The following is an 11,390-nucleotide window of genomic DNA, read 5'->3' on the forward strand; positions in this document are numbered from 1 at the left end:
ACGAAACACATAATATTATGGCTTTAGAAATGAAAGTCCCTTCTCCGGGAGAATCAATTAGCGAAGTTGAAATCGCAGAATGGTTAGTAAAAGATGGAGACTATGTAGAAAAAGATCAAGCTGTTGCTGAAGTAGATAGCGATAAAGCAACCTTGGAACTTCCTGCAGAAGCCTCAGGAATTATCACCTTTAAAGCCCAAGAAGGGGATGTTGTTCAGGTAGGCGATGTCGTTTGTTTGATTGATACAGAGGCAGAAAAGCCGTCTGGTGGTGACGATAAAAAAGAAAAATCTAAAGATTCTTCTAAGAACTCTTCAGAAGATAAAAAAGAAGCCCCTAAAAAAGAGGAAACGCCAGCTTCAAAGGAAACTAAAGAGGAAACGTCTTCTTCTAAAAAGACTTATGCAACAGGGACGCCTTCTCCAGCCGCTAAGAAAACCTTAGACGAAAAGGGAATCGACTCTAAAGAGGTGAAAGGGACAGGTAGAGATGGTAGAATCACCAAGGAGGATGCCATGAATGCAGAAGCGAAACATTCTATGGGGTCGCCAGGAGTTGGAAAACGCAGCGAGACTAGAAGTAAAATGTCTATGTTGAGACGAAAGGTTGCTGAGCGTTTGGTAAGTGTTAAAAATGAAACGGCTATGTTAACGACTTTCAACGAAGTCAATATGCAGCCTATTTTTGATCTTAGAACTCAGTATAAAGAGAAATTTAAAGAAACTCACGGCGTTAGTCTTGGTTTTATGTCTTTTTTCACCTTAGCCGTTGTTCGTGCGTTGGACAAATTTCCTTCTGTCAATAGTATGGTGGATGGTAAAGAAATGATTACTTACGATTATAAAGATATTAGTGTTGCCGTTTCAGGGCCTAAAGGCTTGATGGTACCAGTAATGCGTAATGTCGAAAATCTTGGTTTTAGAGGGGTTGAGCAAGAAGTAAAACGGTTGGCAACTCGCGCTAGAGATGGTAAGATTACGGTAGATGAAATGACAGGAGGGACGTTTACCATTTCAAATGGAGGTGTTTTTGGGTCTATGTTATCTACACCTATAATCAATCCTCCGCAAAGTGGGATTTTAGGAATGCACAATATTGTAGAGCGCCCAGTCGCTATAGATGGTAAAGTTGAAATACGTCCAATTATGTATGTCGCTTTATCTTACGATCATAGAATTATTGATGGTCGTGAATCTGTTGGATTTTTAGTCGCCATCAAAGAGGCATTAGAAGATCCTAAAGAATTATTGATGAACGGAAATGTAGAAAAAGCCTTAGAGCTTTAGTAAACAAGCCTTTCTAATTAAGTTATAACCCTGAAGTTTTACAAAGCTTCAGGGTTTTTTGTTTCTGTTTTAAATTGATTTTACCTTCTTTAGCTTCCGTGGGTTTCGATACATTTCTTAAGGGTTTTCGTTGGCTTTATACATCCAGCTTGGTGAGGAACATTAACTGAAGGTTATACGTTGGTTTGAATAAACCTGCATTATTCTGTAACTATTTGGTGTAAAATCGTAATTTTATCGGCATTTAATTTGGTATTAGACATGCGAATTAATCAAATTTAGACTTATGGCAGATGGAAGTTTATCACATTTTAAAGCAACCTTAGCGAGAAAACAGGAACGCAATCAAAAACGACAGGCGAGGTCCGATAGAAAATTAAAGCACAATTCCTCTGGTTCAAAAACGGAATTTGATTTCCCAGAATTATCAGAATCTGAGCTTAAAAAAGTAAAGACTGATATTCAAGCTAAAATGAAGTTGGAGAAGAAAAAACTGCTGACTAAGATTCTAATAGTTATGATTATTTTATCTTCAATATTCCTATATGTGATTTTTAAGTTCAGCTAATGACATTAACTATTTAGACAAATAAACTTCAATTCATATTTTTTAAACCAGAACAGTGCAAAAAAAAGTCCCACCTGAGTTATACCAAATTAGACCTATAATGACGCAATAAATCGTTTCTTTTTCGCCTGTTTTTCATCAAAAATAATTACCGTAGCTAAGGCTATGCTAGTTATTTTTGATTTCAATCAATCAAAAAATAATTCAATTTATTCATACGGCATTATAAATATAATTTGGTATTAAACGACAATTAACTCAGTTAAAATATGAAATCGAACACTGCCAAAATTATGAATGCTTTATTGATAGGCTTTCTGGCAGGAATTGTCATTTTTGGTGAGGTTTCTGCAGTAATTTCGAAAAATTTTGTGGTACTTATGCCTTTACTTTTTCCTATATACTTTATTTATAGGTTAATTAATAAATCAAAAAAATCAATCTGATTTAAGCTGTAAAATAAATTTGTTTCAAGCTGTAAGTGACTCGGCTATTCTACTTCAAGTACAAATAATCCGTTTTATAATCGATAACCGCTTTTCCTCTTTTAAGTATATCGGCTCCTATGATACCGTGAACTAGTCCAGCATCATGATCGCTTAGTGCCTTATTGACGTGAGTAATATCGAATAAAATCTTAACTAACTAATAAATTAATTTCAATTAAAGCAATTTGATTGTATATTTACAGCAAAACTATTGTAATGAGTGATGCTCTTAAAACAAAGCCTTTCAATACAAAAGTCAGTATTGATAAAGCTAAGCTTAGCAAAAAAAATCTTCGTAAATGGTTTTTAGTTGCCGATGGGGAGACTTTTACTTGGTCAAATAGATTAGAAAGAGTTCAGGTTATCCGTAAAGGTATCCCTTACGGCTCGATAGGGAGTATTAGTAAGAAAATCAACAGCCCTGTCAAAACAGTTTTAAATATTGTGGGGGTTCCTCAAACTACTTACAACAAGAAAAAAGGTAACCATTCTTTATTGGATAGCCGGGATAGTGAACTCATATTAAGGATTTCTGAAGTAATCGATTACGGTATTGATACTTTTAATAATGAGGATGAAAAATTTCAAAGATGGCTTCTTAAACCAAATCTCTCATTAGGGGGAAGTCCTCCAATTAAATTCTTTGATACGATAAGCGGAATAAACGAAGTGAAATTTTGTTTGACCAGAATAGAATATGGAAACTTTGCATAATGAAACTTTATCGAATTGAACGAAAAAGATATCTAAAATCGACATTGACAGGGATTGCAGCTTCGAAATCAAAAGGGTTCAGATGGAATAGTGAAGATACACGACTAGTCTACACTGCTGATACACGAGCCCTTGCCATGTTGGAAGTTTCAGTTCATTTAGACATAAGTGAAGATTTACCTGATGATAGATATTTTGTTGAAATTGAAATACCAGATGATATCTCTGCACTTGAAGTGGTATTAGTTGATCTACCAGAAAAATGGGATTCAAAACCCCCATTACTTATCACACAAATAATTGGTGATGACTTTGTTCTAAATAATGAAGCAGCAATTCTCAAAGTGCCAAGTTGTATAATTCCTCAAGAACACAATTATCTCATTAACCCACTTCATCCAGATGCTGAAAAGATTAAAGTTATAAGTCAAACATCATTGATATTTGATGAAAGATTTAAAAAATAGCACCTTATGGTTAAAGCCAATCATATACTCAGCAAGATTTAATCTACTTCAAATATAAATAACCCTTACTTTAAATAGAGGCGACTGGTTTTATAATCGATAACTGCTTTTCCTCTTTTAAGTATATCGGCTCCTATGATGCCATGAACTAGTTCAGCATCATGATCGCTTAGTGCTTTATTGACGTGAGAAAGATCAAATAAAATTAAATCGACTTTCTTTTTGGTCCACTTGCCAATGCTCACTTTGTTTCTGGTAGACGTCTTGGTAAGCATATTGGTCGCACCTGCACCAGCAGCTCTGATATTGCTATCTTCAGAAAATAAATTGAAATGCTCTGCATAACAAAAGTCGATACAAGAACTGGAAGCGCCGGTATCTATGATAAAGCTTCCTTCAACATCATTGATGAGGACTTTACATTCAAAATGATTAGTCTCAGTGCTATTCATTTTAAGTGCTTTATACTTCTTGTCTAGTAAAAATGATTTTAAGGAAGACATTTATAGAGTTTTCGGCAAATATAAAGTTTCGTTTTAAATAAATTTGCCCTTATGATAATTACAGATACACACACTCATTTATATTCTGAAGCTTTTGATGAAGACAGAGAAGAAATGATTCAAAGAGCACTAGATAATGATGTGAAGCGGTTTTTTATTCCTGCTATAGATTCAGGAACAACCCAAGCCATGTACGATTTAGAACGTCGATATCCAGAGCAAATGTTTTTGATGATGGGATTACATCCGACCTCTGTCTCCGAAACCGTAGAAGAGGAGCTAACACATGTGGAAGAACAGCTAAAGAAAAGGAAATTTTACGCCATCGGTGAAATTGGTATAGATCTGTACTGGGATAAAAGTTTCTTAGAAGCCCAGAGAAAAGCCTTCAAGCGTCAAATTCAACTTGCTAAGTCTTATAAACTCCCTATCGTGATTCACTGTAGGGAGGCTTTTGAGGAGGTGTTTGAAGTCCTTGAAGAAGAGAAAGGAAAGGACTTGTACGGTATTTTTCATTGCTTTACAGGAACAAAAGCTCAAGCCGAACAAGCTATAGGTTACCAGATGAAATTGGGAATAGGGGGTGTGTCAACGTTTAAAAACGGTAAAATAGATCAGTTTTTAAATGAAATTGACTTAAAACATATTGTTCTGGAAACAGATTCACCTTACTTAGCGCCAAAGCCTTATAGAGGGAAGCGAAATGAAAGTGCTTATGTGATGAAAGTTGCGGAGAAATTAGCAGAAGTTTACGACTTAAGTCTTGAAGATGTTGCCCTACAAACCACAAAAAACTCAAAAGAGGTCTTTGGAATCTAATATAGAATCAGTTATGTCTAAAATCTTACTCGTTTATACAGGTGGTACAATTGGGATGGTAAAAAATCCAGAAACTGGTGCCCTTGAGACTTTCAATTTTGACGAGCTTTTGTCAAATATTCCCGAGTTGAAATTATTGGAACACGATATCAGTACGGTAAGTTTTGATGACCCTGTGGATTCTTCAGACATGGATATAACAGATTATGTAAAGTTGGCGGAGTTGATAGAAATCAACTTTGAAGATTATGATGGGTTTGTCGTTTTGCATGGAAGCGATACGATGTCTTATTCAGCCTCCATGATTTCTTTTATGTTCGAAAACTTAAAAAAACCTATTATTTTCACAGGATCTCAACTTCCTATAGGTGATCTGCGCACAGATGCAAAAGAAAATTTAATCACTAGCATACAGCTAGCTGGTCTTAAAGAGCAGGGGGAAACTGTTATTAAAGAAGTTGGACTTTACTTTGAATATAAACTTTACAGAGCAAACCGAACAACTAAAGTAAATGCAGAGCATTTTGAAGCGTTCGCGTCTTCAAATTTCCCTCCTATTGCAGAATCGGGTGTTAATCTCAAGATCAGTTATGATAAATTGATCAAGCCTAATTTGAGAAAGAAAATGATAGTTCACAAGCTATTAAATGATAATATTCTCATATTGAAACTATTTCCTGGAATTAATTATAAAACTTTAAGGTATATTTTTAACATTCCGCATCTTGAGGGGATTGTTTTGGAAACTTTTGGGAGTGGAAATGCAAAAACAGATCCATGGTTTATGGAGCTTTTAAAGTCGGTTATAGATCGAGGAGTGAAAGTTGTAAATGTGACTCAGTGTGTTGGGGGATCAGTGATAATGGGCAAATACGCTACGAGTGCAGGTTTAAAAAATCTAGGAGTTATAAGTGGGGGGGACATTACCACAGAGGCAGCTGTCGGGAAAATGATGTATCTTTTATCCAAAAAATTAGGGCCTAAAGTATTTAAAACTATATTTGAAACTTCACTGCGTGGAGAAATGAATTAAAAATTAACGCTCATTTCTACTTGTAAAACTATTTTTTTTTATTTATTTGCTAATCATTACTAAAAGTTCATTTTAAAACTAGAGAGGTGACCGAGTGGTCGAAGGTGTACGCTTGGAAAGCGTATGTTCCGATTGTATCGGAACCGAGGGTTCGAATCCCTTCCTCTCTGCTATTCATATAAATTAAAACACTTAAACACTAATTATTAATTCTAAGACAGACAACAATGAAAAGATTATTTTCAATTTTAGCCATTTTGGCAATCATGGCAGTTGGTAACACAACTTTAACTGCAGCAAATACTTCTGACGTTTTTACAGAAGCTGCTGTCAATTTCGCTCAAGATGATGCGAGTGCTTCCGAAGAAGGTTCTGACGAAAGTGTAGGATTCCATCAAGAATTAAAAAACCGTTTCATTGAAGGTGGACCTGGATTTATGGGTATTGTTCTTCTTTGTCTTATTCTTGGATTAGCGATCGCTTTTGAAAGAATTATTTACCTAAACTTAGCAACAACTAATTCTAAAAAGCTTGCTCAAAGTGTTGAGGATGCTATGAAGAGTAGTGGTGTAGAGGCTGCAAAAGAAATTTGTAGAAATACAAGTGGTCCTGTAGCGTCAATCTATTACCAAGGTCTAGACAGAATGCATGAAGGCGTTGAGGCTTCTGAAAAAGCTGTAGTTGCTTATGGTGGAGTTCAAATGGGACAACTAGAGAAAAATGTATCATGGGTATCCCTATTTATTGCCTTAGCACCAATGCTTGGTTTTATGGGTACTGTAATTGGTATGATTCAAGCCTTCGACAAGATTGAAGCAGCTGGTGATATGCAACCTTCTTTAGTAGCAGGTGGTATTAAAGTCGCTCTTTTGACAACTGTGTTTGGTCTAGTTGTAGCTATTATTCTTCAAGTATTTTATAATTATATCATTGCTAAAATTGATAGCATTGTGAATGATATGGAAGATGCTTCAATTACACTTATTGACATTTTAGTTGCACATAAAAATAAATAATCAATATGAACAAAATATTTAACATCATAAAAATCGTTTTCGGTGTTGTGGGGGCTATTCTTTTTATAAGGATTCTCAACGCTGGGGACGAAGCGATAGAAGCAGATGCAGCCTTGCAATCTAGTATTTTGGCTCCGTTTATGTGGGTGTCCTACTTTATTTTAGGGGTGACCGTATTATCTGTTCTTTTCTTTGCGATTAAAGCCCTCTTTACTGGGAATATCAAAAAAACGCTGTTTTCATTAGGTGGATTTATCTTAATTATAGTTATTTCCTATGTCGTTTCTAACGGAACGGAAACAGCTTTAAGGGACGGTGGCGTTTTATCTGAGAATGGATCTAGATGGGTAAGTGCTGGATTAGTGGCCTTCTACATACTTGCAGCATTGGCCGTACTAGCTATGTTTTTATCTAGTGTGAAAAAAATCATAACCAAATAATTATGGCAAAAAGAGCAGCACCAGAGGTAAACGCTGGATCCATGGCGGATATAGCTTTCCTTTTGCTTATCTTTTTCTTAGTCACAACAACTATAGAAACGGATAGCGGAATTACAAGGAAATTACCTCCTATAGATGATGAACAAGAAGACCCACCAATATTGAAGGAACGTAATATCTTTGTTGTTCTTGTGAATGCTAATGGTGATCTTCTAGTTGAAGACGAGATTATGGAGTTTAAGAATCTTAGACAAGCCACTATTGATTTTCTTGATAATGGTGGTGGGCTAGGTGACGAAGCTTGCGATTACTGCCAAGGCCCTAGACTTACTAGTTCCTCTGATAATCCTATAAAAGCTGTCGTTTCATTACAGAATGACAGAAAAACTCAATATGGAAGATATATAGCGGTACAAAATGAACTTGTGGCCGCCTATAACGTCTTAAGAGATAGAGAGGCGAATAGGTTATACAACATCGATTTTACAGAAATGGAAGATGCTTACAACGATCCAGAATTTCTAGGGGATAAGGATAAGTTGAAGGAAAAAATTGGTGTCATAAAAAATTTATTTCCACAAAAACTATCTGAAGCAGAACCTATCTAAAACAGAACCTAAACGATAAAAATTTGAGTACTTATGTCAAAATTTAAAAAGAAAGATGATGGAGGAACTCCAGCAATTTCAACTGCATCTTTACCGGATATTGTTTTCATGCTTTTGTTCTTTTTTATGGTGGTTACTGTAATGAGAGACAATTCTCTTAAGGTTCAAAATATTTTGCCTTTCGCAGACCAAGTTGAAAAATTGGATAAGAAAAATCTGATTATGTATATCTACGCTGGGAAACCTTCACCAAGATATCAAGAGACCTTTGGTACAGAAGCCAGAATCCAATTGAATGATAAATACGCAAGTATCAACGATGTACAACAATTTATTAAAGAGGAACGTCAATCTAAGCGTGAAGAATTACGAGATAAGTTGACTACCGCTTTAAAAGTTGATAAAGAAACTAATATGGGGTTAGTATCAGATATTAAACAAGAATTGCGTAAAGCAGAAGCTTTAAAAATTAATTATACTACTAAACAAGGTGAAGCTGGGCTTAACTTAGAATAAGCTGTCGATCTCACCAAACTAAAAAAGGCATTTCTCAGTTAGAAATGCCTTTTTTAGTTTATAAACTTGCTTATCTTTCCTCTATATTTGTCATTTATGAAATTTATAGGTTTCCTATCCCTTCTCCTTTCTGTCTCTTCACTTTTTGCCCAAGATAAGCTTGAGTGGTTAAAAGAAAATAAAAATGACTCGCTCTACAGAGAGGATCAGTTTTACTTTGGGTTTAGCTTCAATTTCCTGACAGAATTACCTTCAGGTGTCGATCAATCCGGATTTTCAGGAGGTCTCATGTTCGGTTATATCCGAGACATGCCCATTAATAAACGTCGTAACCTGTCTATTGGCTTAGGGCTTGGTTTTAATCTGAATACATTTGGTCAATCTCTTCAAGTTAATTCTAATGCTGGTCAAGATATATTTCTTCCTATAAATCAAGATCAAAACTACGATGTCAACTGGTTTACGACCAATCTTGTTGAAGTTCCCTTAGAGTTGAGGTGGAGATCTTCAGATATAGATAAGTATGCCTTTTGGAGAGTTTATCTCGGTTTCCAAGTTGGCTATGTATTTCGTTTTAAATCTACTTTCAAATCTGTTGAAGAACAATATACAGTTACAGATGTTAACGCTCTCAATTCTTTTAGAACGAGCGCTAAACTTACTTTTGGTTACGGTGCCATCAACTTCTTTGTAAACATGAGCCTCATTCCCGTATTTGAAGGTGAAGTTGAGTCAACAGGAGAGCGCGTGAGCATAACCCCTATAAAAGCAGGTCTCGTATTTTTCTTTCTTTAGTTATAACCAGTAACTAAAGAAATACAATTGGGGTAAAAACCCTGCTATAATTCCTATGAAAATCTCTGGGACAGTATGTGCGTTCTGAAATAATCGAGACGAACTTACAATGCCTAGGAATAAAGTAAAGAACACTATAGACAACAGCATACTTACATGAAAGGATAAACTCAACCCAATAATGAAACAAGTTAATCCACTTATTCCTAAAGCATGAAGGCTTATCTTTACTTTAAACATACTCAAGAGCAACGAAATAATTCCAGAAAATAAGATGCCTGAGAAAAAATAAAATAGAGTTCTATAGTTGTAGACATCTATAATTCTGTTGAGCAATACTAAAATCAGAAGTATAAAAAGCATTAAAAATAGACGCCTTCCTTTGACTTTGGAAAGTTCATAATCTGAAATGAGTTTTAAATTCTTAGATATAAACAGAAAAACTACAGGTAAGAAAATGGTAAGAATGGAAATGGCAAGTAATTTTGCCATGATGAGTTGGTTATCTAAGTAATTTGGAATAGCATAAAAGTAATACAAGCACCCGAGTAATGGCATCCAGAGTGGATGACCAAGAATGGATACTGCTTTAGAAAATTGCCTTAGTGATTTCATATTTCCTTACGAAGTCTGGCTACAGGTAAATCCAATTGTTCTCTATATTTAGCAATAGTTCGTCGAGCTATAGGATAGCCTTTTTCTTTTAAAATTTGAGCCAATTTAGCATCGGTATGCGGTTTCTTCTTGTCTTCTGCATCAATAGTCATTTCTAAGATTTTTTTAATCTCCCTAGTAGATACTTCTTCTCCTTCTTCGTTTGTCATTGATTCTGAAAAGAAACTTTTAATCAAAAAAGTTCCATAAGGGGTTTCCACATATTTGCTATTAGCCACTCGAGAAATAGTACTGATGTCCATATTGATTTTCTCAGCGATATCTTTTAGGATCATTGGCTTTAAGCTCCTTTCATCACCAGATAAAAAATAGTCTTTTTGATGAATCATAATAGAATACATGGTAGAGTACAAGGTGTCTTGTCTTTGTTTTATAGCATCGATAAACCACTTTGCAGAATCTAATTTTTGTTTGATGAAAAAAACTGTTTCTTTTTGTTCTTTGGTTTTTTTAACAGATTCTTTGTATCCCTTCAGCATATTAGAATAATCACGAGAAATATGCATTTCTGGAGCATTTCTCCCATTTAAGGTCAGCTCCAGTTCTCCATCTTTTATGTGAATGGCAAAGTCAGGAATTACATGTTCTACCGATCTACTATTTCCAGAAAAAGAAGCGCCAGGTTTTGGGTTGAGATGTTCAATTTCTTCAATAGCCTCTTTGAGTTTTTTTTCGGAGATGGAAAATTTTTGAATGAGCTTTTCGTAATGCTTTTTACTGAACTTATCAAACGTTTCATCTACGATTCTATAGGCTAGGTCTACGCTCTCTGTCTTATTTTTTCTGTGAAGTTGAATCAATAAAGATTCTCTCAAGTCTCTGGCTCCTACCCCAGCTGGGTCTAGAGATTGAACTATTTTTAGGACCTTTTCTACGGTTTCTTCGTCGGTATAAATATTCTGAGTAAAAGCCAAATCATCTACAATATCTATAAGTGAACGCCTTATATAACCACTATCATCGACACTACCGACTAGAAAAAAGGCTATTTCTTCCTGATCTTCTCTAAAACTGAAGGTTTGCAATTGTGTTTTAAGAAACTGAGAAAAGGAAGTGCCAGAGGCATAAGGAACTTGTTTGTCTTCGTCATCTGCACTGTAATTATTGGCCTTTAATTTATAACTAGGAACTTCATCGTCACTTAAATAATCATCTACATCAAATTCCGTCTCAATAATATCCCTTTCCTCTTCGGCAGTTTCATTACTGAATTCATCTTCAAATTCGTCCTTTTCCTTACCTGCATCCAAGGCAGGATTTTCTTCATATTCCTGCTTTACTCTTTGCTCAAAAGCCATGGTAGGTAGCTGTATCAGCTTCATCAACTGGATTTGTTGAGGAGACAGCTTTTGTGATAACTTTAAATTTAGGCCTTGTTTAAGCATTATAGTATATTCATTTTTTTTCTTATTCGGTGGACAGCCCTTATCAAAATCAGGTTAGGTTACCACATTTCAAATCT

General features: G+C 35.3%; 14 protein-coding genes, 1 tRNA gene and 1 pseudogene. 12 read left to right on the forward strand and 4 right to left on the reverse strand.

Going from position 1 to position 11,390, the window contains the following annotated elements; genetic code table 11:
- The first annotated feature begins 17 nt into the window (after positions 1-17).
- Both odhB and P700755_RS11185 read left to right on the forward strand, forming a co-directional pair.
- The gene (odhB, locus tag P700755_RS11180; protein WP_015024779.1) at positions 18-1,286 is read left to right on the forward strand and encodes a 2-oxoglutarate dehydrogenase complex dihydrolipoyllysine-residue succinyltransferase; all 1,269 of its coding nucleotides are present in this window, start codon (positions 18-20) and stop codon (positions 1,284-1,286) included.
- A gap of 286 nt (positions 1,287-1,572) precedes the next feature.
- Positions 1,573-1,854 carry a hypothetical protein gene (locus P700755_RS11185; RefSeq protein WP_015024780.1) on the forward strand — a complete coding sequence of 94 codons (282 nt, stop codon included), beginning with the start codon at positions 1,573-1,575 and terminating at the stop codon, positions 1,852-1,854.
- A gap of 495 nt (positions 1,855-2,349) precedes the next feature.
- On the opposite strand, the pseudogene P700755_RS20775 reads toward P700755_RS11185, so the two are convergent.
- A pseudogene (locus tag P700755_RS20775) lies at positions 2,350-2,490 on the reverse strand (acid protease); the annotation flags it as partial.
- A gap of 68 nt (positions 2,491-2,558) precedes the next feature.
- Between P700755_RS20775 and parS the strand changes: the two are divergent.
- Positions 2,559-3,056, forward strand: a complete 498-nt coding sequence (parS, locus tag P700755_RS11190) for a type II RES/Xre toxin-antitoxin system antitoxin (RefSeq protein ID WP_015024782.1) — start codon at positions 2,559-2,561, stop codon at positions 3,054-3,056.
- Positions 3,056-3,523 (forward strand): RES family NAD+ phosphorylase, encoded by a 468-nt coding sequence (locus tag P700755_RS11195; RefSeq protein ID WP_015024783.1) that lies wholly within the window; start codon positions 3,056-3,058, stop codon positions 3,521-3,523. The genes parS and P700755_RS11195 overlap by 1 nt, the downstream gene beginning before the upstream one ends.
- A 65-nt stretch (positions 3,524-3,588) precedes the next feature.
- Here P700755_RS11195 and P700755_RS11200 read toward each other — a convergent pair whose 3' ends face one another.
- Positions 3,589-4,026 carry a retropepsin-like aspartic protease gene (locus tag P700755_RS11200; protein WP_015024784.1) on the reverse strand — a complete coding sequence of 146 codons (438 nt, stop codon included), beginning with the start codon at positions 4,024-4,026 and terminating at the stop codon, positions 3,589-3,591.
- Between the two features lie 51 nt (positions 4,027-4,077).
- On the opposite strand from P700755_RS11200, the gene P700755_RS11205 reads away from it, so the two are divergent.
- The 8 genes from P700755_RS11205 to P700755_RS11240 all read left to right on the forward strand — a co-directional run bounded on the left by P700755_RS11205 (position 4,078) and on the right by P700755_RS11240 (position 9,253).
- Positions 4,078-4,845 (forward strand): TatD family hydrolase, encoded by a 768-nt coding sequence (locus P700755_RS11205; protein ID WP_015024785.1) that lies wholly within the window; start codon positions 4,078-4,080, stop codon positions 4,843-4,845.
- Positions 4,846-4,858: 13 nt separating this feature from the next.
- Positions 4,859-5,878, forward strand: coding sequence for an asparaginase (locus P700755_RS11210; RefSeq protein ID WP_015024786.1), 1,020 nt, complete (start codon positions 4,859-4,861; stop codon positions 5,876-5,878).
- Between the two features lie 80 nt (positions 5,879-5,958).
- A tRNA-Ser gene (locus P700755_RS11215) sits at positions 5,959-6,048 on the forward strand.
- Positions 6,049-6,105: 57 nt separating this feature from the next.
- The gene (locus P700755_RS11220) at positions 6,106-6,894 is read left to right on the forward strand and encodes a MotA/TolQ/ExbB proton channel family protein (protein WP_015024787.1); all 789 of its coding nucleotides are present in this window, start codon (positions 6,106-6,108) and stop codon (positions 6,892-6,894) included.
- Positions 6,895-6,899: 5 nt separating this feature from the next.
- Positions 6,900-7,334 carry a hypothetical protein gene (locus tag P700755_RS11225; RefSeq protein ID WP_015024788.1) on the forward strand — a complete coding sequence of 145 codons (435 nt, stop codon included), beginning with the start codon at positions 6,900-6,902 and terminating at the stop codon, positions 7,332-7,334.
- A 2-nt stretch (positions 7,335-7,336) separates the two neighbouring features.
- Positions 7,337-7,942 carry an ExbD/TolR family protein gene (locus P700755_RS11230; protein WP_015024789.1) on the forward strand — a complete coding sequence of 202 codons (606 nt, stop codon included), beginning with the start codon at positions 7,337-7,339 and terminating at the stop codon, positions 7,940-7,942.
- A 33-nt stretch (positions 7,943-7,975) separates the two neighbouring features.
- On the forward strand, positions 7,976-8,458 hold the full coding sequence (locus P700755_RS11235; protein WP_015024790.1) for an ExbD/TolR family protein: 483 nt from the start codon (positions 7,976-7,978) through the stop codon (positions 8,456-8,458).
- A gap of 96 nt (positions 8,459-8,554) precedes the next feature.
- Entirely contained in the window at positions 8,555-9,253 is a 699-nt protein-coding gene (locus P700755_RS11240) for a porin family protein (RefSeq protein ID WP_015024791.1), read from the forward strand.
- Here the strand turns inward: P700755_RS11240 and P700755_RS11245 are convergent, their stop codons facing one another.
- Together P700755_RS11245 and rpoN are read right to left on the reverse strand one after the other, a co-directional pair.
- Complete coding sequence (locus P700755_RS11245; RefSeq protein ID WP_015024792.1) at positions 9,254-9,868, reverse strand: hypothetical protein; 615 nt, start codon at positions 9,866-9,868, stop codon at positions 9,254-9,256. It abuts the gene before it with no gap.
- Positions 9,865-11,313 (reverse strand): RNA polymerase factor sigma-54, encoded by a 1,449-nt coding sequence (gene rpoN / locus P700755_RS11250; protein ID WP_015024793.1) that lies wholly within the window; start codon positions 11,311-11,313, stop codon positions 9,865-9,867. Before rpoN ends, P700755_RS11245 begins: the two co-directional genes overlap by 4 nt.
- Between the last annotated feature and the right edge of the window lie 77 nt (positions 11,314-11,390).

It is taken from the genome of Psychroflexus torquis ATCC 700755 (assembly GCF_000153485.2).
Lineage (GTDB): Bacteria > Bacteroidota > Bacteroidia > Flavobacteriales > Flavobacteriaceae > Psychroflexus > Psychroflexus torquis.